Source organism: Kribbella sp. NBC_01245 (assembly GCF_036226525.1).
Classification (GTDB): Bacteria; Actinomycetota; Actinomycetes; order Propionibacteriales; family Kribbellaceae; genus Kribbella.
The window spans coordinates 7,025,114-7,047,977 of the sequence record NZ_CP108487.1; the positions used below are offsets into that span (position 1 = coordinate 7,025,114).

Annotated in this window: 23 protein-coding genes; 16 read left to right on the plus strand and 7 right to left on the minus strand. The window is 67.2% G+C overall.

Annotated elements, in window-relative coordinates; translation table 11 throughout:
- Positions 1-20 precede the first annotated feature (20 nt).
- Positions 21-914, plus strand: coding sequence for an N-acetylmuramic acid 6-phosphate etherase (gene murQ, locus OG394_RS32170; RefSeq protein WP_328990922.1), 894 nt, complete (start codon positions 21-23; stop codon positions 912-914).
- A 22-nt stretch (positions 915-936) separates the two neighbouring features.
- Positions 937-1,944, plus strand: coding sequence for a GNAT family N-acetyltransferase (locus OG394_RS32175; protein ID WP_328990923.1), 1,008 nt, complete (start codon positions 937-939; stop codon positions 1,942-1,944).
- Here OG394_RS32175 and OG394_RS32180 read toward each other — a convergent pair.
- Genes OG394_RS32180 through OG394_RS32190 form a run of 3 tightly spaced genes read right to left on the minus strand, consistent with a single transcriptional unit; the run spans position 1,925 to position 4,272 of the window.
- Positions 1,925-2,710 (minus strand): MerR family transcriptional regulator, encoded by a 786-nt coding sequence (locus OG394_RS32180; RefSeq protein WP_328990924.1) that lies wholly within the window; start codon positions 2,708-2,710, stop codon positions 1,925-1,927. The genes OG394_RS32175 and OG394_RS32180 overlap by 20 nt on opposite strands.
- A gap of 15 nt (positions 2,711-2,725) precedes the next feature.
- Positions 2,726-3,487: an ABC transporter permease gene (locus OG394_RS32185; protein ID WP_328990925.1), complete on the minus strand. Its 762-nt coding sequence runs from the start codon at positions 3,485-3,487 to the stop codon at positions 2,726-2,728.
- Positions 3,488-3,492: 5 nt separating this feature from the next.
- Positions 3,493-4,272 (minus strand): ABC transporter ATP-binding protein, encoded by a 780-nt coding sequence (locus tag OG394_RS32190; protein WP_328990926.1) that lies wholly within the window; start codon positions 4,270-4,272, stop codon positions 3,493-3,495.
- Between the two features lie 488 nt (positions 4,273-4,760).
- On the opposite strand from OG394_RS32190, the gene OG394_RS32195 reads away from it, so the two are divergent.
- Entirely contained in the window at positions 4,761-6,179 is a 1,419-nt protein-coding gene (locus OG394_RS32195) for a class I adenylate-forming enzyme family protein (RefSeq protein WP_328990927.1), read from the plus strand.
- Here OG394_RS32195 and OG394_RS32200 read toward each other — a convergent pair.
- Positions 6,092-6,673, minus strand: coding sequence for a 4'-phosphopantetheinyl transferase family protein (locus tag OG394_RS32200; RefSeq protein ID WP_328990928.1), 582 nt, complete (start codon positions 6,671-6,673; stop codon positions 6,092-6,094). The genes OG394_RS32195 and OG394_RS32200 overlap by 88 nt on opposite strands.
- Positions 6,674-6,691: 18 nt before the next feature.
- Here OG394_RS32200 and OG394_RS32205 point away from each other — a divergent pair, with 18 nt between their 5' ends.
- From OG394_RS32205 to OG394_RS32260, 12 genes are read left to right on the plus strand one after another with little or no spacing between them, the layout of a single operon-like run.
- Complete coding sequence (locus OG394_RS32205) at positions 6,692-6,946, plus strand: acyl carrier protein (protein WP_328990929.1); 255 nt, start codon at positions 6,692-6,694, stop codon at positions 6,944-6,946.
- Entirely contained in the window at positions 6,946-7,197 is a 252-nt protein-coding gene (locus OG394_RS32210) for a phosphopantetheine-binding protein (protein ID WP_328990930.1), read from the plus strand. The genes OG394_RS32205 and OG394_RS32210 overlap by 1 nt, the downstream gene beginning before the upstream one ends.
- Positions 7,190-8,254: a beta-ketoacyl-[acyl-carrier-protein] synthase family protein gene (locus tag OG394_RS32215; RefSeq protein WP_328990931.1), complete on the plus strand. Its 1,065-nt coding sequence runs from the start codon at positions 7,190-7,192 to the stop codon at positions 8,252-8,254. The genes OG394_RS32210 and OG394_RS32215 overlap by 8 nt, the downstream gene beginning before the upstream one ends.
- Positions 8,251-8,703, plus strand: coding sequence for a beta-ketoacyl synthase chain length factor (locus OG394_RS32220; RefSeq protein ID WP_328990932.1), 453 nt, complete (start codon positions 8,251-8,253; stop codon positions 8,701-8,703). The genes OG394_RS32215 and OG394_RS32220 overlap by 4 nt, the downstream gene beginning before the upstream one ends.
- Positions 8,700-10,283: a class I adenylate-forming enzyme family protein gene (locus OG394_RS32225; RefSeq protein WP_328990933.1), complete on the plus strand. Its 1,584-nt coding sequence runs from the start codon at positions 8,700-8,702 to the stop codon at positions 10,281-10,283. The genes OG394_RS32220 and OG394_RS32225 overlap by 4 nt, the downstream gene beginning before the upstream one ends.
- Positions 10,280-11,545, plus strand: a complete 1,266-nt coding sequence (locus tag OG394_RS32230) for a beta-ketoacyl-[acyl-carrier-protein] synthase family protein (RefSeq protein WP_328990934.1) — start codon at positions 10,280-10,282, stop codon at positions 11,543-11,545. Before OG394_RS32225 ends, OG394_RS32230 begins: the two co-directional genes overlap by 4 nt.
- Entirely contained in the window at positions 11,545-12,618 is a 1,074-nt protein-coding gene (hppD, locus tag OG394_RS32235) for a 4-hydroxyphenylpyruvate dioxygenase (RefSeq protein WP_328990935.1), read from the plus strand. The genes OG394_RS32230 and hppD overlap by 1 nt, the downstream gene beginning before the upstream one ends.
- The gene (locus OG394_RS32240; RefSeq protein ID WP_328990936.1) at positions 12,615-13,523 is read left to right on the plus strand and encodes a phytanoyl-CoA dioxygenase family protein; all 909 of its coding nucleotides are present in this window, start codon (positions 12,615-12,617) and stop codon (positions 13,521-13,523) included. The genes hppD and OG394_RS32240 overlap by 4 nt, the downstream gene beginning before the upstream one ends.
- A 12-nt stretch (positions 13,524-13,535) precedes the next feature.
- The gene (locus OG394_RS32245) at positions 13,536-14,324 is read left to right on the plus strand and encodes a DUF3050 domain-containing protein (protein ID WP_328990937.1); all 789 of its coding nucleotides are present in this window, start codon (positions 13,536-13,538) and stop codon (positions 14,322-14,324) included.
- Entirely contained in the window at positions 14,321-15,271 is a 951-nt protein-coding gene (locus OG394_RS32250; protein WP_328990938.1) for a thiamine pyrophosphate-dependent dehydrogenase E1 component subunit alpha, read from the plus strand. Before OG394_RS32245 ends, OG394_RS32250 begins: the two co-directional genes overlap by 4 nt.
- The gene (locus tag OG394_RS32255) at positions 15,268-16,230 is read left to right on the plus strand and encodes an alpha-ketoacid dehydrogenase subunit beta (protein WP_328990939.1); all 963 of its coding nucleotides are present in this window, start codon (positions 15,268-15,270) and stop codon (positions 16,228-16,230) included. The genes OG394_RS32250 and OG394_RS32255 overlap by 4 nt, the downstream gene beginning before the upstream one ends.
- Positions 16,227-17,558, plus strand: a complete 1,332-nt coding sequence (locus tag OG394_RS32260; RefSeq protein ID WP_328990940.1) for a hypothetical protein — start codon at positions 16,227-16,229, stop codon at positions 17,556-17,558. The genes OG394_RS32255 and OG394_RS32260 overlap by 4 nt, the downstream gene beginning before the upstream one ends.
- Before the next feature lie 112 nt (positions 17,559-17,670).
- On the opposite strand, the gene OG394_RS32265 is transcribed toward OG394_RS32260, so the two are convergent.
- The 3 genes from OG394_RS32265 to OG394_RS32275 are packed head-to-tail and all read right to left on the minus strand — an operon-like array spanning position 17,671 to position 21,104.
- Positions 17,671-18,369, minus strand: coding sequence for an SGNH/GDSL hydrolase family protein (locus OG394_RS32265; protein ID WP_328990941.1), 699 nt, complete (start codon positions 18,367-18,369; stop codon positions 17,671-17,673).
- Positions 18,350-19,573 (minus strand): MFS transporter, encoded by a 1,224-nt coding sequence (locus OG394_RS32270; RefSeq protein WP_328990942.1) that lies wholly within the window; start codon positions 19,571-19,573, stop codon positions 18,350-18,352. Before OG394_RS32270 ends, OG394_RS32265 begins: the two co-directional genes overlap by 20 nt.
- On the minus strand, positions 19,566-21,104 hold the full coding sequence (locus OG394_RS32275; protein WP_328990943.1) for an AMP-binding protein: 1,539 nt from the start codon (positions 21,102-21,104) through the stop codon (positions 19,566-19,568). Before OG394_RS32275 ends, OG394_RS32270 begins: the two co-directional genes overlap by 8 nt.
- A 374-nt stretch (positions 21,105-21,478) precedes the next feature.
- Here OG394_RS32275 and OG394_RS32280 point away from each other — a divergent pair, with 374 nt between their 5' ends.
- A complete protein-coding gene (locus OG394_RS32280) occupies positions 21,479-22,759 on the plus strand; it encodes an SGNH/GDSL hydrolase family protein (protein WP_328990944.1) in 1,281 nt (426 codons plus the stop codon).
- The last annotated feature ends 105 nt before the right edge of the window (positions 22,760-22,864 follow it).

Here is a 22,864-nt window from a genome sequence, read left to right on the forward strand (position 1 = left end):
AGGAAACTAACATTCAATATGTGATCACCCCGACCGAGCAACGCAATCCGCGCACGCACGCGATCGATGCGGTCGGCACCACCGAGATCCTGACCATGCTGAACTCCGAGGACGCGCGCGTCGCCGGGGCCGTCAGCGAGGTGATCCCCCAGCTGTCGAAGCTGGTGGACGCCGCCGTCGAGGCGGTCCGGGCTGGTGGACGGGTGCACTACTTCGGTGCGGGTACGTCGGGACGGCTCGCGGTGCTGGACGCCGCTGAGCTGATGCCCACCTTCCACGCACCGGATGATCTCGTAGTGGCGCATCATGCGGGCGGCATGGATGCGCTGCTACGGGCTGTCGAGAACGTCGAGGACTCGGTCGACGGCGGCGAGCTGGACGCGGCCGCCGTCACCCGGCTCGACGTCGTGATCGGCCTGGCGGCCTCCGGCAGTACGCCGTACGTCGCCGGGGCCCTTCGCGCCGCCCGGGCGGTCGGCGCGGTGACCGCACTGGTCACCTCGAACCCGGCGGCCCCGTTGGCCGAGCTGGCCGACATCGTCATCGCGGCCGATACCGGCCCCGAGGTGATCGCCGGTTCGACCCGGTTGAAAGCGGGCACGGCGCAGAAGCTGATCCTGAACAGCTTCTCCACCACGCTGATGATCAAGCTCGGCCGGACCTGGTCGAACCTGATGGTCGACATGGTTGCCACCAACAACAAACTTCGTGGCCGGATGCTGCGCATTCTGGCCGAGGCGACCGGTGCCGATGCCGAGGCCTGTGAGCAGGCGCTCGTCGGCGCCGATGGCGAGCTGAAGCCCGCGCTGGTGCACCTTTTGACCGGTGCGGACATCGCCGAGGCCCGCACCGCGCTCGAGCAGTCCGGCGGCCGGGTCGCCGTGGCGCTCGGAAAACTGGGCGCGCGCGCTTAAACCCGACATTAGGGTGGGCTGCGTGCTGACTCCCGAGCGGATCGATCCGCGTAATGCCGATGACTTCAACGCCTGGTACGACGCGTGGACCGAGGCGCTCGAGGATGGCCGGGAGTTCCCGACCAGCTGGAGTCGCGAGGAGATGCTGGTCGGCCTGACCCGGGACGAGAAATACTGGGCGCAGGAAATCTGGATCATCCGGGATGGCTCTCGCGAGGTCGCGGGCGGGCTGTTCGTGGAGATCCCGCTGGCGGATAACACCGACTCGATGCGGATCACCCTTGGCGTCGTACCGGCTTATCGGCGGCAGGGGTACGGCACGGCGTTGTTCGGCGCGGCTCGCCAGATCGCGGCCGAGCGGATGCGCACGCGTCTGCTCGCCGTTGTCGAGGCGGTTGACGAGAAGTCGCCAGGCGCGGCCTTCGCCGAAGGGTTCGGGTTCACGCTGGCGAATACCGAGATGCATCGGGTGCTGGAGCTGCCGGTCGACGAGGCGCTGCTGACCAGGCTCGCGGTCGAGGCGGCGGAGAAGCACGACGGGTACAAGCTCGTCACTTGGCAGGACCGCTGTCCGGATGAGCTCGTCGACGCCTTCGCCCAGTTGCACACGGTCTTCGCGGCCGAGGCGCCGTCCGGTGAGATCGACCATCAGCCGGAGGTGTGGGACGCCGAGCGGATCCGCTTCCGCGAGGAGCAGAGCATCGCGCAGGGCCGCCATGGCTGGATCACGGTCGCGATCGCACCGGATGGGACGCTCGCCGGCCACACCGAGCTGTACGTGCCGGAGACGGACCTCGGCAACATCTACCAGTGGGACACCCTGGTCGTCCCGGCCCACCGCGGCCATCGGCTCGGCCTCGCGCTGAAGGTCCGCAACCACCTCGAACTCCAGCAGACCGATCCGGGCAAGGCCGTCGTCCACACCTGGAACGCGCGGCAGAACGACCACATGAACGCGGTCAATGCCCAACTGGGATTCCGCCCGGTCGAGGCCCACCAGGAATGGCAACTCAAGCTGGGGGACGGCTGACTCTGTTGGCAGGCACTCGCTCGACGCGGGTCCACCCCTTCCAGCCCCGCTCCGCCAGGATCGCCAGCAGCTGCTCAGCGCCCGGTGCCGACTCCAGCATGGTCGCGTCCATGAGGTCGACGAACTGGTCATCGAAACCTTCGGCGTTCATTTCGCCGGCCTCCACCGCACGGATCATGACGCGCTCCAGGATGTCGGCGATCTCGACGATTCGCGGATCATCGGCCGTCCAGTCGAGGGGCCCCTGGAGATAGCCGTAGAGCTTCACCATGTCGGGGTCTTCAAGACTCGCGTGCTTCATGGCGATGACGGCGTCGACCAGGTGCGGCACTTGGGCGGCGACCATGATCCAGGCGTCCCGCTCCAGCTCGATGTACCACTCTCCGACGCCAAGTCCACGTAATCGGTCGAGGTAGCCGACGACGCTTTCCGGCAGCGCCAAGTGCTCTCCGGCGGCCAGCCTGGCGAGTCGTTTGCGGGTGCTCTGCAGCCGCCGGATCTCGGCGAGCAGTTCCTTGTCGATCTGCTCGACCCCGGCGGCGAACTCCTCCGCGCCGGCGTCGAGCAGCTCCTGTACGCGGGCCAGCGGCACGCCGGCGTCCGCCAGGGTGTGGATCTGGATCAGTCGTACGACCGCGGCGGCGTTGTAGGCCCGGTAGCCGGAGTGGTCGCGTTCGGGCTCCGGCAGCAATCCGATCTGGTGGTAGTGGCGAACCGCCCGCACCGTCACTCCCGCGTGTGCCGCCAGCCGGCTGATGGTGAGCATGGGTCTCAGACTGCCTCAGGCGATCTTGCGGCGGTAGGTCACCATCGCCAAGGCGTAGGCCACCACGAGGATGCCGACACACCAGCCCAGGGCGATCCAGATGTCGGTGCCGACCGGCTGCTGGGTGAACAGGGCCCGGATGATGTTGACGATGGAGGTCACCGGCTGGTTCTCGGCGAACCAGCGCACCGGGCCGGGCATGGTCTCGGTGGGCACGAACGCCGAGCTGAGGAAGGGCAGGAAGAGCAGCGGGTAGGAGAACGCGCTCGCGCCTTCCATGGTCTGCGCGGACAGACCGGGGATGACGGCGAGCCAGGTCAGCGCCAGGGTGAACAGGAGCAAGATGCCGACCACTCCGAGCCACGCCGCGACGCCGGCGCCTGAACGGAAGCCCATCAGCAAAGCGACGGCAACGACGAGCACCAGCGAGATCACATTGGCAACCAGCGAGGTCAGCACGTGGGCCCACAGCACGCCCGAGCGTGCGATCGGCATCGACTGGAACCGCTCGAAGATCCCGCTCTTCATGTCCATGAACAGCCGGAACGCGGTGTAAGCGATCCCAGAGGCGATCGTGATGAGCAGGATGCCGGGCAGCATGTAGTCGATGTATTGGCCCGGACCGATGTCGATGGCGCCGCCGAGCACGTAGACGAACATCAGCATCATGGCGATCGGCATCAGCGCGGTCGTGATGATGGTGTCCACGCTGCGCGTGACGTGGCGCAGGCTCCGCCCGGTCAGGACGGCGGTGTCGCCGAAGAAGTGCGTGGTCATGGTTCCTACTTCCCGGTCTTGTGGTCGCCGGCGTTGCCGACGACCGCGAAGAAGACGTCTTCGAGGGAGGGTTGCTTCTCGACGTACTCGACCTTGGCGGGTGGCAGCAGCTGCTTCAGCTCGGCGAGGGTGCCGTTCACGATGATCCGGCCCTGGTGCAGGATCGCGATCCGGTCGGCGAGCTGCTCGGCCTCCTCCAGATACTGCGTGGTGAGCAGTACCGTCGTGCCGCGCCCGGCGAGACCCCGCACGGTTTCCCACACCTCGATGCGCGCCTCGGGGTCGAGTCCGGTCGTCGGCTCGTCCAGGAAGATCACCGCCGGATTCCCGATCAGGCTCATCGCGATGTCCAGCCGGCGACGCATCCCACCTGAGTAGGTGGACACCTTCCGAACGCCCGCGTCGGTCAGCGAGAAACGTCTCAGCAGGTCATCCGCGATCGCGCCCGGGTGCTTGAGGCGGCGCAGCTTCGCGACCAGCACGAGGTTCTCCCGCCCGCTGAGGATCTCGTCGACGGCGGCGAACTGCCCGGTGAGGCTGAAGGATTCCCGCACGTTCGACGGTTGTGTGGCGACGTCGAAGCCGTTGACTCCGGCCGACCCGGCGTCGGCCTTCAGCAGTGTTGCCAGGATCCGCACGAGCGTGGTCTTGCCCGCCCCGTTCGAGCCGAGCAGGGCGAAGATGCTTCCCGGTGCCACGTCGAAGTCCACACCCCGCAGTACTTCGAGCTCGCCGTACGACTTCTCCAGACCTCGAACGCGAATCGCCGGACCAGCGATCGTCATAACCTGCCTCCTTCGTGCAGCCGTTCCAGTCCTCTGTGCGGAACTGGCTGCCATCAGGGTGAAGGGTTGACGCGGCGTCAGGGTCAAGCGCGCTGTCCATTGACCATTCGCGGGGCTTAGGGACAAGGGCCCGCGGCGTAAAGGTTTTCCCCTGCGTTCACGGGTTTGGTGCGGAATAGACCGCAATTCAAACTTCTGCTCTTGAAAATGCCTGCTGCTGTTTCAGGGCAGGCTGAAGCGAATGTTTGAATGAGGCCCATGAAGTATCTGGCGCCCACCCCAGACGCCGCCCCCAACGCGTGTATCCAACCTCATTTTCGACCGAAAGCCCAGCGATCAAACCTAGGTTGCTTTCGGTGATGACAGGCTTACCTAACGTTGATATAGCGTGAATCGGCAACCTGTCGTAAGGTCTCGTTTACGCCGAGCTTTGGGGAGCGCCGGCGGCCCAATTCCTTTTGTATGCAAGGCCATCTTCGGAGTCACGGATGACCATCGACAGTGCTTTTGTGCTGCCCGGAAACAGGGCGGACGGCGGGTGGGTCGAGGAAGTTCTGCTGGCCGGCCAGGCGGACGATGTCTGCTTTCGGTTGCCCGCCGTAATCGACCGGGGAATGCTTCGCCGCCTGGTTTCCGAGCGACAATCCGAACTCGCGGACGCAGGGTTACGAGCGGGCGGTTCGGCAGTCCTCAGATTGCCACCTTCAATCGCTTTTGTGGCCCATTTACTCGCGGTCTGGCGGACCGGTGCGCAAGCAATTCTGCTGGACCACCGGCTGACCGATCACGAGGTCCGGCGGGCGATCGAGCGACTGGTTCCGCAGGTCGTTGTCGAGCCCTCGGGCCCGACGGCGGGTGGATTGCGCACGTTCCACGACATCCAGACGACCGTGGCGAGCTATTCCGGCCGCCCGGCCGCGACCTCGCATGCCGTGGTGCAGCTCAGCTCGGGCTCGACCGGGCCGTCCAAGGTGATCGGGCGTACGGCGGAAGACCTCATCGCCGAGGTCCAGCGCTATACCCAGATCCCGGGCGTCGCGCTCAAGGGCGAGCGGATCATCCTGCTGCCCTCGATGGTGCACGTGCTCGGTCTCGTCGGCGGTCTGATGTACGGCCTGCATGCCGGGGTCGAGCTGGTGCCGCCGGAGCGGATGACGGGCGACAGCATTCTTCAGGCCATCGCTGCGCAGGACACGCCCGCGACCGTGCTGGGAGTGCCGTTCCACATCGGCTTGCTGGCCTCGATCAAAGAACCACCACGCCTGCCGCAGTTCCGCCGGATGACCACGGGTGGCGAGCTCGTCCAGGCGGCAGTGGCTGAGGCGTTCGCCGAGAGGTACGACGCTGTGCTCGGCAACATGTACGGGATGACCGAGGTCGGCGTGATCGGGACCGACCTGTTCGGCCAGCACCGGCCGGCGATCCTCCCGGCGCCGGGGATCGAGGTGCGCGAGGTCGATGGCGAGCTCTGGGTCAGCCGGCCCGAATCGCCGTACATCGGGCTGTCGGATCCGGCTCGCTGGGCCGACGGCTGGCTGCGTACTAAGGACGCGGGCGAGGTCGATCCCGTCACCCGGCTCGTCAGTATCAAGGGCCGGCTGGATTCGCAGGTCTCGGTCGGCGGTCTCAAGGTCGACCTGACCGAGGTGGAGGCCGCACTCGGCGAGCTGACCGGTGTCACGGCCGCGGTGGTGGTGTTCGACAAGTGGATCACCGCCTACCTACAGCTGGCGGACGGTCGCCCGGTCGCGCGGATCGAGGCCGAGCTGGCCGAGCGCCTCGCGTCGTACAAGCGGCCGCGCAGTGTGCGAGTGCTCGATCAGCTGCCGCGAACGACCACCGGGAAGTTGGTCCGGGACCTCGCCGCGCTGCGGGCCGCCGCACTACCGTCATCGGCCGGGACATGAACCGCCACGGCCAGTACGGCGTCCAGCTCGATCGCGGGATGCCGTACGACGAGCTCGGTGCCGGCGACGGGCCCGTCCCGCAACGGCATCAGCCGGCGCAGACCCGAGTCGCGCAGGCCTTTGCCAAGGGCCTTGCCGACCGCCTCCTTCGCGGTCCAGAGCCACAGGAACGCCTCGAGCCGATCGTCCTGCGCGTCCAGCCAGGCCACCTCGGCCGGGTCGAACCAGCGCCGGACCATCCCGTCGACGGGGAATTCGCGGCGGGCTTCGATGTCCACGCCGATCGGTCCGTCCAGCGACAGCGCGACCGCGGCCAGATCCCGGCCATGGCTGACGCTCGCCCAGCAGCGCTGCTGCCCGGCCTCAATCCACGGCCGGCCCTCGTCGTCGTGGCGCAGGTCGACGTGAACGCCGAGGACAGACGAGGCGAGTTCGAGCAACAGGTCGTGCGCGTTCGCGCGTGCGACCAGGCAATGCACTGAAGGAACACCCACAGGAAGAAGGTAGCCGTAATGAAGGACGAGGTTCGCGAGTTCGTGATCGCATCCCTGCAGGACATGAACTACGACGTCGAGGGCATCGAGGACAGCACCACGCTCGGCCCGGCCGGGGTGGACCTGGAGTCGCTGGCGCTGGCCGATCTGTCGGTTCGGGTCGAGGACAAGTTCGGCGTCCGGTTCGCCGACGACGAGACCGAGTCGCTCGCGTTGATGACCGTCGGCGAGTTCACCTCCGAGGTGGCCTCCCGGCTCGCCCAGCAGGTGTGATGAGCGAGCTCACCCGCGCCGACGTGCTCGAACTGCTGGCCGGTCTTGGCGATCGCGAGGTCGATGCCGAACGCATTGACTCGATGGAGCTGGCCTGGTTCGTGCATCAGGTCGAGCAGCGGTTTGGCGTGGAGTTCGACGACACCCGGCTGGACCGGATCCGTACGGTCACCGACGCCGTCGCGGTCCTGAACGAGACCTTGCGGGTCGCGGGCGAAAACGAGACGCTGCGGGTGGCCGCGGATGGCTGACCTGCGACCGGTCTCGATTTCGGGACTCTCGATACTGAGCGCGCTCGGGCGGGGTGGCGAGACCCAGCTTGCGGCGGCGCTCAGCGGTGCGGCCGCGTTCGGACCGGTCCGCCGGTTCGACGTGGCCGCCCGCCGCGTGCGTACGGCGGCCACCGCGGCCGACGTCGCACCCCTCACCGACGAGCTGGCGTCGGCGATCGGTACGGCCTGTGCGGAGGCAGGCTGGACCGGTACGGCGAAGGCGTCAGCCCCACTCTTCTTTGCGGCCCACGGTGATCCCGGCCTGGCCGAAACCGCACGACAGTTGACGACCCGGACTGGTGTGGCACCGCCGGAGCGGATCTACACGAGCGCCTGCGTTTCAGCCAGTACGGCGATCGCGGACGCCGCCTCGCTGATCAGGCGTGGCTCGTTCGACCGGGTTGTCGTGGCCGCCGGGTATCTGGTCGAGCCCGATCAGTACGCGTTGTTCGACGCCGGCCGGGCGCTCTCGACGGATGACGCGGTGCGGCCGTTCAGCCTTGGCAGGCAAGGGCTTTTGCTGGGCGACGCGGTGGTGGCGATGACGTTGGAGGCCGGCGAGGGTCTTGCCGAGGTCGTCGGCTGGGGTCGTGCGGGTGATGCCTTTCATCCCTGCCAGCCGGATCCCGAAGGTAAAGGTCTCGCGCGGGCGATCACGTCGGCCTTGGCGCGAGCCGGGTTGCAGCCGGTCGACGTCGGCTACGTCAACGCGAACGCCACGGGCACCCGCTTCAGCGATGCCGCCGAGGCCGCCGCGTTGTGCCGGGTCTTCGGCCAGGACGGTCCGCCGGTGAGCTCGACGAAGAGCGTGCACGGTCATGCGCTGGAGGCCTCGGGTCTGCTCGAACTCGCCATCACCGTGCTGGCGTTGAACGCGGGCAAACTCCCGGTCAACGCCGGGTATGTGGACGGCGATCCCGACTGCCCGCTGGACCTGGTTCTCGACGGACCACGCCGGCCGGGTTCGCCGTACGGGTTGAGTTTGAATTCGGCCTTTGGTGGCGCGAACACGGCGCTCTTGGTGCGTGCCACATGATCGAGGTGCGTTGGCCCGTTGGGGAGGAACCACCCGCGCTGCCCGGGTTCGTCGGCTCGAGCTTCAGCCCGTTGGCCGCGGCCGTGGCCGAACGTTGCCTTGAGCAATCAACGGGCACAGGTACGACGGGGGTGCTGCTGGTCAGCCGGAGTGGCGACGAGCAGTCCGCGCGGCACGTACGCCAGGTGGTCGAAGCCGGTGACCGGCTCGGGCCGCTGTATTTCTTCCAGTCCGTCCCGAACAGCGTCGCCGGCTATATCGCGGCGCGCTGGGGTCTGGACGGGCCGGTCGCCTGCCTGCACCCGGTCGCGGATCCGCGCGCCGAGGGCCTCGCGCAGGCCGCCCTGCTGATCGCCGACGGGGACGCCGATCGCGTGCTCGTCCTGCTGGTCGAACAAGAGCCGGACGGCGCCGCCGCCCTGCTGGTGAGTGGAGGAGACAACCGATGAGAACGCTGAGCAGGCGGGCCGCACTGGCCGCCGATCCGGCCGTCGGGGCCGGCAATGTGCTGGCCCGGGTACTGGCCGGTGGAGCCGATCCGAGCGGACCGGGGATCACCTTCGACACCGCCGTTGACGGGTTCGCGGCGGAACATCCGCTGACGCTGGGCGAACTGGACGAACGGGTAGACGCCCGTGCCGCCTGGTTGCACGCGCACGGCGTCAAACCGCGTGACCCGATTGCGATCTGGACCTCTAGCGCCGCGGACCACATCCTCGGCTTTCTCGCGCTGACCCGGCTCGGGGCGATTCCCGCGCTGATCAACGGCAATCTCGCCGCGGAGATCGTCGCCGAGTACATCCGCCGCCTGCGGGCCGTCGGCGTGATCGGTGATGGCGCCCATCTCGAGCTGCTCCGGCCGTACGACCTGGGCACGCCGATCCTCGGTGACAGCGCCGCCATCGCGGAGGCGGATCCGGCCGACGCGCCGACGCCGTACCGGCATCACCAGGACGACCCGATCGTCATCACGCATACCTCGGGCACGACCGGCATCCCGAAGTCCGTGCTGCATACGCACAGCAGTCTGTTCGCGGCGACGCGGCACCTGCTGACGATGCCGCAGGCCCAGGGCACCGGCCGCATCCTGAACGCGTTGCCCGCGCCGCATACGGCGACGGTGCTGATGATGAACCAGGCCCTGGGCAATCGCGCCGAGTTCTTCGCGTTGTCCTCGCAGGCCGGGGATGCCGTGGTCGACGCGATCCAGCGGTGGAAGCCCGAGAGCGTCTTCGGGTTCTCCGTCACCTGGGCGGAGCTGGCGCGGCAGGACCTTTCGGCGTACGACCTGTCGTCCGTGCGGCTTTGGTTCAACACCGGCGACTGTACGCACGAGCCGCACGTGCGCAAGCTCGTTGCCCAGGGCAACCGTGACACCGTCAGCCGGGAAGGCGTGGTGCGGGTGCCCGGGTCGCACTTCATCGACGGCCTTGGTTCCAGCGAAATGGGCCACTCGATGTTCCACGTCACGCACCGGATCGACACCGACAGCTATGGCCGGTGCATCGGAAAGCCCTACAAATTCGTGGATGTGGCGGTCTTGTCGCTGGATGGCGAGGAGGTCGGTGTTGGCGAGGTGGGCCACCTCGGGATCAAGTCGCCGACGTTGTCGCCGGGCTACTGGAACGACTCCGGTACGACGTACCGCTTCCGCTTGAACGGGTACTACCTCACCGGCGATCTGGTCTACCGCGATGCCGAAGGCCGGTTCTTCCACATGGATCGCGCGGCCGATTCGACCGACGGGTTCTACACCGCGCAGGCCGAGGAGCGCATTCTCGTGGCCTGTCCGGATGTCGCGGACTGCACGGCCGTGATCGTCAACGAGAACGGCCAGGTCATCACCGACGTACTGCTTGAACTCGCGCCGGATGCCTTGGACCGGGACCGGACTGAGGAGGTGCGCAAAGCGCTGGGCGATGAGCTGGGCGCCACCTTGCGCAAGGTCGAGGCCAGTGCGGACATTCCGAAGGGCGCCACCGGCAAGGTCCGCAAGGTTCTGCTGCGCGAGAGGCAGTTGACGTCATGACCGCCGCAGTGATCACCGGAATGGGCCTGATGACTCCGGTGGGACGTGGTCCCGCTGAGGTCTTCGACGCACTCTGCACCGGCAAGTCGGGTCTGACCCGGCCGCCCGAGGGTCATCCGGTCGCTGCCTCGATCGAGCTGGCCGGGTTCGTATCCGGTGGGCTGGTTTCCGAGGTGGCGACGGGCCCGGACGCGAAGACGCTGGATCGGACCGTCGTACTGGCGATGCTGACCGCTGCCGACGCGTTGGCCGATGCGGGCCTGATGATCGGCGAGAACGTCGACCCGTGGCGGGTGGCGGTCATCATCGGTGGAGTCGGCGGTATGGCCACGCTGGAGGCGCAGGTGGTCGCGCGGACGGAGCGTGGTCGTGCGGCCGTCAGTCCGTACCTGCTGACCGGGATCCTGCCGAACATGCCGTCGGCCCGGGTGGCGATCAAGCACGGCATTCGCGGCTACAGCTCTTCAGTCGGTACGGCGTGCGCCTCCGGTGCGCAGGCCATCGCGGACGCGGTGCGGCTGATCCGGTGTGGTGAGGCGGACGTGGTGCTGTGCGGCGCAAGCGAGGCGCCGCTGTTCCCGACGTTCGCCGAGACGTTCGGCAACGCCCGGGCGCTCGCGCGGAACTGGGACGACCCGGCGGACGCGAGCCGGCCGTTCGACCTGCGGCGCAACGGGTTCGTGCTGGCCGAGGGCGCGGCGCTGCTGGTGCTGGAGAGCGCGGAGCACGCGGCGGCGCGAGGGGCGACGGGTTATGCCGATGTCGCCGGGTACGGCGCGACGTGCGACGCGCACCACCCGACGGCGCCCCGGCCTGGTGGGGAAGGCGCGGCCGAGTGCATGCGGAGGGCCTTCGCCAGTGCGCGGGTCAGCCCGCGGCAGGTCGGATACGTCAACGCCCATGGCACGGGGACCAAGCTCGGGGACGTCGCGGAGACGGTCGCGATCGGGTTGGCCTTCGATGGCGCCGAGCCTGCGGTGAGTTCGACCAAGGCGCTCACCGGGCACATGCTCGGCACGTCCGGCGTGGTCGAGGCGGCCGCGACGGCTCTTGCCCTCGGCAACAAGCTGCTGCCGCCGACGTACAACCTCGACGATCCGGATCCGGCCTGCGCCCTGGACCACGTCCGGAAAGAGCCGCGAGCGGTCGCACTGGAATTCGCCATCTCGAATTCGTTCGGTTTCGGCGGTCAGAACGTCAGCCTTCTTCTCGGCCCGCCCAGTGTGCCCGAGAAATCCATTGGTGAGGGAAAGGTGCGGTGATGGAGATCTACGGAATCGACCACGTGGAAATGTACGTGGGCGACGCACGCCAGGCGGCCTTTTATCTGGGCACCGCCTTTGGTCTGCACGTACATGGTCAAGGGGGTCCGGAAACCGGTCTTGCCGACCAGCGCTCGTTGTTATTGCGGGAAAGCGATGTGCAAATCCTGCTGACTTCGGGATTGGCCGCGAATCACCCGGCGGCGGAATATGTGCAACGCCACGGTGATGGTGTCGCCGTGGTCGGGCTGGAGGTCGACAACGCGGCGGTCGCTTATACGACTTTGTTGAGTCGCGGTGCCATCTCGGTCACCGAGCCGATCACCTATACCGACGAGAAGGAGACGACCGTCGTGGTGGCGGCGGTGGCCGGGTTCGGCGACGTCATCCACCGGCTGGTCGAGCGGCACGGGCCACGCCGGGAGTTCATGCCCGGGGTGATCCAGATCAGCGAGCCCGCGACCGGGCCGGACCAGAAGTTGTTCAGCGAGATCGACCACCTGGCCATCTGCGTACCGGCCGAGCAGCTCGAGCCGACCGCCCTCTTCTACGAGGAGGTCTTCGGGTTCAACCGGATCTTCGAGGAGTACATCGAGGTCGCCGGCCAGGGGATGGACTCGAAGGTCGTCCAGAGCCCGTCGAAGCATGTGACCTTCACGCTGATCGAGCCCGACCCGAGCCGTCGGCCCGGTCAGATCGACGACTTCCTGCAGTGGCACGCGGGTGCCGGCGTACAGCACATCGCCTTGGCCACCAGCGACATCGTCGAGGCCGTCGGCACATTGTCCGGCCGGGGCGTGCGCTTCCTCGGTACTCCGTCGTCGTACTACCGCGCGTTGCAGGACCGGGTCGGTGAGGTCGAGACGCCGATCGATGAGCTGGAGAAGCACGGCATCCTGGTCGATCGCGATCACTGGGGTCAGTTGTTGCAGATCTTCACCGAGTCCATGCACGTCCGGCGCACGCTGTTCCTCGAGATCATCGAGCGGCGCGGTGCGATGACGTTCGGCAGCGGCAATATCAAGGCGCTGTACGAGGCCAAGGAGCGCGAGCTGTCGGGAGTCGACGCGTGAGCGGCCTCGAGTTCACGCTGTCCGAAGAAGAGATCGACCTGTTGCCGTCCGACGAGGACGTCGCGTTCTACGCCGAGCACGGCTGGTACCTCTCGAAGAAGCTGCTGACCGACGACGAGACCGACGAACTGGTCAACGCCAGCGAGCGGTACTACGCGGGTGAACGCGACCGGACGCTTCCGGTGCGGCCGCCGAAGCTCGCGTACTGGGACCCGTCGAAGGGCGAGGTGCAGCGGCACAACGACTACGTGCACTTCGAGCACGACGGCCTGGCGAAGATCCTGCGCAAACCGCTGATCGGCGCGGTCGCGGCCCGGTTGGCGCAGGTGGACGAGATCCGGATCTTCCAGTCCACGTTGATCCTCAAGCCACCGGTCGCGGGCGAGCCGTCGAACATCGTGCCCTGGCACTTCGACAAGCACTACTGGTCGTCCTCGTCGTCGGAGCGGATGCTGACCGCGTTCATCCCGTTCCACGACTGCCCGCCCGAGATGGGCACGATCACGATGATCGACGGCAGCCACCGCTGGCAGGAGATCGGCTCGGACGACACCGTGGTGCGCCACTTCGCCGAACGCGATCGCTCGCAGCTGGAGCAGATGCTCGCGGAGAACGCGGCGCATAACGGGGTCGAGGTGGTCAAGCTGCCGATCACGATCCCGCGCGGCCACATGAACTTCCACCACTGCAAGACGTACCACGGCAGTGGTGCGAACGTCAGCGACCGCCCACGCCGGGCGATCTCGCTGCACCTCCAGGACGGCGGCAACTCGTACCGCGAGTTCCCGCTGTCCGACGGCACTCTCGCGGCGTACAACCACGACACGGTGGTCCGCCGCACTCCCGACGGACGGCCCGACTACGCCGATCCCGACTTCTGCCCCACCCTATGGGCCGACCGCTAAAGGAGTTTTGTTATGTCACGCTATGACTGGGGTCAGACCCACCCGGGCATCGAGCAGTTGGAGAAGGCTGTCAGCGCCGCGCGGGACAAGGTCGTGCAGCATCCGCTTTACGGCAACCTGGACACGCACGAGTCGCTGGTGACCTTTATGGAGCACCACGTTTTCGCGGTGTGGGACTTCATGTCGCTGCTGAAATCGCTGCAGCGCGAGCTCACTTGTGTGACCGTGCCGTGGATTCCGACGGCGCATACGGGTAGCCGGCGGCTGATCAACGACATCGTGATGGTCGAGGAGAGCGACGAACTCGGCGACGGGTTCATCAGCCACTTCGAGCTGTATGTGAACGGTATGAAGGAGGCCGGCGCTGATACCTCCGCAATCGAGAAGCTGGTCGATCTGCTGCGTGACGGCTCATCAGTGACGGAGGCGCTGGTTGCCGCCGGGGTGCCGCAGGCGTCGGTGGACTTCGCCTCGACGACCTGGGACATCATCGAGAACCAGCCGGTGCACTGCCAGGCGGCCGCGTTCGCCTTCGGGCGCGAGGACCTGATCCCGGACATGTTCACCCAAGTGGTTGCGGTGAACGAGCGCTCTAACCGGTTGAACACGTTCGTCGACTACCTCGAGCGGCACATCGAGGTGGATGGCGAGTTCCACACGCCGATGGCGATGCAGATGGTGACCGACCTGTGCGGTGACGACACCGCCAAGTGGGAGGCCTGCGCGGACACGATCAACACCGCGCTCGCCGCCCGGGCTCGGTTGTGGGACGCGATCCTCGCAGCGGTCAAGGCCGGATGACTCCTGACTCGGCCGGCCTGTACCGGACCGTACGGCTGATCCGGCGCTTCGAGGAGCGCTCGATCGAGTTCGTCCGGTCCGGTGAGATCGTCGGCGGGATCCACCCGTACATCGGCCAGGAGGCGATCGCGGCCGGCGTCTGCGCGGCCCTCGCGCCGACTGACCAGATCACCAGTACGCATCGCGGCCATGGGCATGTGCTGGCCAAAGGCGCCGACCCTTCGCGGATGCTGGCCGAGTTGATGGGCCGGTCCACCGGGTTGAACTCGGGCCGGGGTGGTTCGATGCACGCGGCTGACTTCAGCGTCGGCGTACTCGGTGCGAACGCGATCGTCGGCGCGGCCGGGTCGATCGCAACGGGTGCCGCCTGGGCTGCGCGCCGACAGGGGCGGGACACGGTGGTCGCGACGTTCTTCGGCGATGGCGCGATGAACGAGGGAATGTTGCTCGAGGCATTCAACCTCGCGTCCTTGTGGAACGCGCCGGTGGTGTTCGTGTGCGAGAACAACGGGTATGCGACCACGATGCCGGTGGCCGGGGCGGTGGCGGGCAGCATTCCGGCTCGCGCTCGGGCCTTTGGCATGCCCGCGTTCACGATCGACGGGCAGGATCCGGAGTTGGTGCTGGCTGCTGCTTCGACCGCTGTACGGCGTGCGCGGTCCGGTGGCGGGCCGACGTTCTTGGAGTGTTTGACGTATCGGTTCGATGCGCATCACACGTTTGAGCATCGGGTGCGGTTGAACTATCGGTCTGATGATGAGCTCGCTGATGGTCGGTCTCGGGATCCCTTGGAAATCCAGGGCGCTCGGTTGGCCTCCTCGGTAGTTGCTGCTATTGACGCTGAGGTTGAGGCCGTGCTCGACAAGGCGGCGGCCTTTGCTTTGGAGAGCCCGCATCCATCTGTGGAAGGCGCGCTCGACTACTTGTACGCGATGAGGCTGCCATGAAGCTGTCGTACCTCAAGGCTTTGAATCGCGCGCTCGGTGACGAGCTGGCGGCGGACGAGCGGGTTTTCCTGATGGGGGAGGACATTCGGGTCGCCGCGTCCAACCTGACCGCCGGGCTGCACGCGCGGTTCGGCGACGACCGGGTGCTCGACACGCCCCTGTCGGAACAGGCGTTCACGAACTTTGCGACGGGCGCCGCGCTGGCCGGGTTGAGGCCGGTGATCGAGTTCCAGATCCCGTCGTTGTTGTTCCTGGTCTTCGAGCAGATCGCGAACCAGGCGCACAAGTTCTCGTTGATGACCGGCGGGCAATGCCGAGTGCCCGTCACGTACGTCGTACCGGGCTCGGGGTCGCGAACCGGGTGGGCCGGGCAGCACTCGGACCACCCGTACAGCCTGTTCGCCCACGTCGGCGTGAAGACCGTCGTACCGGCGACACCCGCGGACGCGTACGGCCTGCTGGTATCGGCCATCCGCGACGACGACCCGGTCGTAGTGTTCGCCCCGGCGGCAGCGTTGGGAGTGCGGGATGACCTGGACTTCGCTTCGCTGGCTCCTGTCCCGCTCGGGGTCGGACGGGTGGCGCGCGCTGGTTCGGACGTCACGGTTGTTGCCCTCGGCCACTTGGTGCACGAGGCCGTCGCGGTCGCGGAGGAACTGGCCGGGCAGGTCTCGGTCGAGGTCTTCGATCCGCGCACGGTCTACCCCTTCGACTGGAACGGCCTCGGCGCCTCGCTCGCGAAGACCCGGCGCCTGGTCGTGATCGACGACTCGAACCGGTCCTGCGGTTTCGCCGGCGAGGTGATCGCGGGAGCCGTCGAACGCTTCCGGCTGGACGCGCCGCCGCGCCGCATCACCCGGCCGGACGGCGCCGTACTGCCGTTCGCCCTCGCCCTCGATCGCGTGGTCCAGCCCTCCCGGCAGGACCTGCTGTCCGTACTGCTGGAGGTTGTCGCATGACCATGTCCGCCTGGGAACGCTTGCCGGCCGACGTCCGTACGGCGATGCTGGCCCGAGGCAAGGAACGCTGGGCCACGATCTACGCCGGCGTTGCCACGCACAACAAGGTATGGCGCCCGCTGCGTTCGCCCATGCTGACGTTCGCGGAGTACGGCGCGATGACGGCCTTTTGCGATCGACTGGCCGAGCTCATCCTCCAGTCCTGCCGGCGACGCGCCCGTACGGTCGGGGATCTGCGCCGCCTCCTCGGCGTACCGCCCGGGTACATCGAATTCCTCGACGAGGAGGAGGTGTTGTCGGAAGACCTGCTGCTCGCCATCCGCCCGGACATCCTGCTCGCGGGCGGGGTCGCGAAGGTGGTCGAGTGCAATATCGACAGCGCGCTCGGTGGTGCGTTCGACTCCGACGGCATCGCCGAACGGTTCGTCGAGGCGTACGCCGGTGATCCCGTGCTGGACTCCGTGCGCATCGAGCCGCCGCCTTCCGCCGTGGACGCGCGCTACTTCGCGATGCGCGACAGCCTCGGGTTGGCCGAAGGCGCGAAGGTCGGACTGCTGTTCCACATGGGCGGCGACTACCCGGATACGCAGAACCCGGACAAGCTGATCGCGCTCCTGCAACCCGTCTGCGATCGGGCCAAGATCGCCGGCCTCGACGTGGTCGTCCGCCCGGTGGAATGGCTCGACCTGGACGACGAAGGCCGGGTCTGCGTCGACGGTGCGCCGCTGGACGCCGTACTGCGACTGTTCATCCCGCAGGACGTCCCGCAAGGGCGTGGCACCGACGCGCTCGCGAGTGCGTTGCGTGAGGGCACGGTCAAGATGTTCACGTCATCCGCCGCGTGGTTGCTCGGCAACAAGACGGTCTTTGCGTGGTTGTGGCAGGACATCGACCTGATGACCCCTACAGACGCCGACCTGCTCCACCGCCACGTCCCGCACACGTCGTTGCTCACGGCAAGCGTTTTCGACTCGGCCGTGGCTGGCCAGTCCGGCCTTGTCCTTAAACCCGCTGGCACGTATGGCGGCGCGGGCGTAGTCGTCGGCCCCGACGTCTCGGCCTCAATCTGGCGCGAGTCCCTCTCGGTAGCCCTGGCCGCCGGCGGTCAAGTCCTCCAGGAGTACGTCGCCGCCGACCGCCTGTCCATGCACTTCATCGACATGACCAGTGGCGAAGTAGTCGAAACCGAAGTCCCGTACTGCATCGCCCCCTACCTCTTCGGCCGCCAACCCGCCGGCGCCTACCTCCGCTTCCAAGTCCCCGGCGCCGGCTCCGTCGTAAACCTAGGCCAAGGCGCCTTGACCAGCGGCCTCCTCCTAACCCCCTGACCGCCCTACCTACTTTGCATTCATTCGTCGGAATCCGCCCTCTCAGCCACCGCGGTCCAGTGCAGGACAGCGGACGGGCGAGGGCGGATTCCGACGAATGAATGCAAAGGGGCTACGGGTGGAGGTGGGTGGCTAGGCGGGTGAGGGTTTGGGTGGTGGCTATGGCGTCGCTGCGGGCGTTGCCGTGTTTGCCGTCGGTGCTGTAGATGGTCGGGTCCTTTGACGCCGGGTGGTTCGTCAGGTTGACGTGGAGGGTGCCTAGGTCGTGGGCGACGGCGGCGGTGTGGGCGGATAGCAGGCGCATGCGTTCGCCAAGGGCGGTGCGGTAGTTCTCCGGGACCGCGGGGCTGTGGGATACGTCGAACATGCCGATGGTGATGACTTCGGCGCCGGCTCGCTGGAGTTCGAGGATCATCGCGCGCAATTCCGCGTCGACGGCCTCGGCGGCGGCATCGTCGTACCGGCTGCTGAAGGCGTCATTGCCACCGCACACCACCAGCGCCAGATCGGGCCGGAAGCGCAAGGCCGGTTCGAGTTGCGACGCACGGACTTCCCGCGCGCGGAGGCCGCTGACGCCTAGGTTGAGGAATTCGACGCCGAGGGCCTCGGCGACTTGGGCCGTCCAGTGCATGGGGTTGTAGCCGTCGACTGGTTCGGTGGGGCCGCTTGCCACGCTGTCGCCGAGTACGACGAAGCGGTGCCAGGGGTGACCGGCGACGAGGGTGGCGGCTTCGCCCGGGCGGAGGCAGTGCGGATCGGGCACGCCGTCCGCGGGGCCGCCGACGCCGGGGTCAAGCGCGTTGTGGGTCACTCGGGACCTCCTCGGTGGTGGACGTCGTCCAGCGCGCGATCGGGATCAGCGTAATCACCAGACAGATGCCCGCGGCAACCAAAAGCGCGTTCGTCAGACCGAGCAGGGCCGTGCCTTCGCCGGCGAGTAGCGCGCCGATCGGCAGACCCGCGAAGCACAACGACCCGACCAACCCGATCACCCTTGTCTGCAAGGCGACTGGCACCCGTTCGTACAGCATCGCGCCGAGCACGGGATTGACCGCCGCGAGCCCCACTCCGGACAGCAGGCTGATCGCGCAGACCAGGACAAGGCTGTCGCTCAACCCGAGCGCGAACAGCCGGGGCGCACCGCTGATCAACGCGCCGACCACGAAGGCCATTCGCAACGGCAGGCGCGTCGCGACGGCGGTGAAGAGGATATTGCCGATCAGGGCGCCCGCGGCGAACGCGCCGACCGCGAAGCCGAGGGCGTTCGGGTCGTGCAGGTGCTCATTCACCCACAACGGGATGAACACGGCCGTGCCCGCATTGCTGAACACGTTCAGCGCGAAGATGATCGCGACCATGCCGGTCAGCCGATGGTCTTCGCGCAGATAGCGGAAGCCGCCGCGCAACGCGGTCAGGTACGGCTCACGCTCGACCGGCTCAGCGGCATTCGCGGCAGGCGGCCGGACAAGCGCTAGCACGATCACCGCGCAGATCGCGAAGGTGGCCGCGTCGATCCAGATCGCTGTGGTCACACCGAACTGCGCGATCAGTACGCCGGCCAGGGGCGCGCCGAGCAGCGTCGCACCCCGGCTGAGGCCTTCGTACGACGAGGTGACGCGGATGAGCTTCGCCCCGGCCAGCTCGGCCATCGGCCGGATCAGCGCGTGTTTGACCCGGTCGCCGACACCGCGCAGCGCGCCGATGACCGCCACCAGCAGCAGCAACGAGCCGAACCCGAGTTGGGGCACGGCCGCGATCGCCGCCATCGCGACGGCGCTGCCGATATCGGTGCAGACCGACGTCCGGCGCAGGCCGAAGCGGTCGGCCAAGGGTGTGGCGAAGATGCCGGTGATCAGGTACGGGATCATCTCGGCGGCCGCGACCAGGCCCATCTTGGCGGGACTGCCGGTGGTGATCAGGACCAGCCAGGGAATGGCCAGCACGGAGATCCGGCTGCCGACCGCCGACACGATGTCCGCGGTGATCAGCGCGATCAGGCCGCCACGACTACGCACCCTTGTCGGCCGTCGCGTAGCGGGAACGAAGTGCCTTCTTGTCCACCTTGGCGGACCGGGTCAGCGGCAACCGGTCGACGAACGTGATCGCCGCGGGCGCGTAGATCTCGTTGAGGCTCGACGTCACAAGCTCGATCAGCTCGTCCGGCGCGATGGTTGCTCCTGGCAACGGTACGACGTACGCGTGCGGCACCTCGCCGACAGTCGCATCCGGTACGCCGATGACCGCGGCGGCCGCGACCTTGGGGTGGGACGCGAGCGCATCCTCGATCGGCCGGCAGAAGATCGCCCAGTTACGCCGGCTGGTGACGATCATGTCCTGCCAGCGATCGACCAGGAACAGATAGCCGTCATCGTCCAGATAGCCGAGGTCGTTCGTCCGGACCCAGCCGTCCACCAGGGTTTCCGCGGTGAGCTCGGGCTGACCGAAGTACCCCGCGAAGCTCAACCGGCTGGCCACCCAGACGATGCCGGTCTCGCCCACCGGCAGGCCCTTGCCGTCTTCGTCGCGAATCTCGATCCGGACATCGCCGTACGGCGTGCCGCAGGACTGCAAGCGCTCGGGATGCGCGGGGTCCTCGGTCAGACCGGGCATCGCGGTGATCACGACCGCCTCGCTCAGGCCGTACACGATCCGCAGCACCGGGCCGAACCGCGCGATCGCCTGCCGCAGCCGGGCGGGCGCGGCCGGTCCGGCGCCGACGTTGAACATGAACAGACTGCTGGTGTCGGCCTGCCCGAGCGCGGGATGATCCAGCACCTCGTACAGCATCGGCGGGGTGACGAACGTCGAGTTGATCCGCTCCGCCTCGACCGTCGCCAGGAAAGCGGCCGGGTCCCACTCGTCGCGCAGGAACAGCACGCCACCGGTGAACAGGTTGAACAACGAGGTGATCTGGCCACTGGCGAGCCACATCGGCGAATGCGAGAGGTGTCGCAGCACCGGGAAGCCCCCTCCGACGAACTGGTCAGCAAGAGTGACAATCTGCTGGTAGAAGGTCTGCCGATGATGGACCAGCTTCGGCGCACCCGTCGTACCGCTGGTCTGCAGGAACGACTCGGGCTCCGGCACCGGCGCCGCCAGGTCGTACGCCCCACCGTCGAACGTCGTGAGGTCGGGGCCGGCACCACCCGGACCCAGGCAGAAGACTGGTACGTCGAGGCCGGCCGCGAGCTCGGTGCCCAAGCCGTTCTCGGCGGCCGGGTCGTAGATGAACGCGTCCGGCTCGGTGATGCGGACGAACTCGTCGATCTCACCGCGAGCCGTGACCGTCGCGATCCACATCGACCGGCAGCCGAGCAGGTGCAACGCCAGCTGCAGGATCGGGCCCTCGATGCTGTTCGCGACCATCACGAGTACGGCGCTACCGGGCTCGACGCCTTCGCTGCGGAGTGCCGCCGCACGGGCGAGCACGTCCTCGCGGAGCTGCTCGAACGTCACCCGCCGGGCCGGGCCCACCAACGCCTCGCGGGAACCGAACGAGCTGAACAGCTCGAGCACCCGGTGGACATATGTCTGCCCGTTTTCCATGGGCCAACCCCCAATTGCCAGTGCCGGCCAGCAAATGCCGGAAAGGCCGCCGCGAGATCATTAGTCGAGCTGATTTCGGGCAGCACAAAGAGACCATTTGTCGATGATTGAGGCCCCCACGCCTCTGGCCAGACTCTAACCGGTCGGACGGATCCCTGCCAGCCCTTGAACAGAAGGTTTTCCCGGCCATTCACTAAGCGTTGCGTGAGGCACGATCATTACGCAGAGATATGGCTCGTAACGCAGCGAAATGGCTATATATCAATGGCTTGAAACGATTGACGCACACCGGTGCTGCGACTACGTTTCCCGTCACCAATGAGCGCGCCCGGGGGGACGGGTTGTGCGTTGCTTCGTGGAGGGGTTCGAATCTCGTGAAGATCAGTAGAAGTTGGCAACCTGTCGCCGCCTCGGTGGTGCTCGCACTAGTGGGATCGACAGCGATCACCACCAGTGCCGAGACCGGCAGTGGCAACAGGGAATGGGTAGGGACCTGGGCGGCAGCCGTGACCCACGGCAACGCGGCCGGTTCGACCAACGCCGGTCTGAACAACCAGAGCGTCCGGCTCAACATCCGCACCAGCATCGGCGGCGACCAGCTCCGGGTGCGACTGACCAACATCTACGGCGAGCAGGCCGTCGCAATCGGCGCGGCGACCATCGCCCGGCCGAACAAGGCCACGCCCGAGCTCAGTGATATCGACCCGGCCACCGTGCGCACGTTGACGTTCAACGGCGGCAGCGCGACGGCCACCATGAACAAGGGCGCCGAGCTGCTCAGCGACCCGGTGGACCTCAAGCTGAACCCGCTCGAGGAGCTCCTGGTCAGCGTCTACTTCCCGACGCCGACCGGCCCGACCACGTTCCACTCCACCACCAACCACCACAACTTCGTCGGCCCGACGAACCTGACGGCCGAGGCGGGTGGCGCCGGCTACACGCTGACACGGACCTGCTGCTGGTTCTTCGTCTCCGGTGTGGACGTCCAGACCAAGAAGGCGCCGGGCTCGATCGTCGTACTGGCCGACTCGCTCGGTGACGGCAACGGCTCGACGTTCAACGGCAACAACCGCTGGCCGGACCAGCTGGCCGAGCGGCTCAACCAGGCTTGGGGCAAGAAGGCGCCCGGCATCCTGAACGCGAGTCTCGCGGGCAGCCGGCTCAACCACGAGGGCAACGAGCCCGGCGCGGGCGGCTTCCCCGGATTCAACGAGCTCGGCGTGAACGGCCTGGCCCGGGTGAACGAGGACGTGTTCGGCCAGACCGGCGTCAAGACCGTGATCACCGATCTCGGTATCAACGACATCTGGATGTCGAACGACTCCGCCGACGCGATCATCGCCTCGCTACGCCAGATCAACGCCCAGGCCAAGGAGAAGGGCCTGCGTAGCATCGTCGCCACCCTCGCGCCGTATGAGGGCACGGGTGCGCCGGGTGTCTGGACGCCGGAGAAGGATGCGACCCGTAACGCGGTCAACGCCTACCTTCGGTCGAGCGACGAGTTCGACGGGTTGATCGACTTCGACGCGATCCTGCGCGACCCGACCCACCCGAGCCGTCTGCTGCCGGCGTACGACTCTGGTGACCACATCCACCCGAACGACGCTGGATACCAGGCGGTGGCCAACGCCATCGACCTGAAACTTCTGAAGTAGGAGTACTGAGTGTCCCGTGTTCGAGGGTCTTCAACGCCTGGCGGCGCCCAGGCACGCACCTCGCTGCGTTGGAGAAGCAGCCACGATAAAGAGCATCGAGGCAGC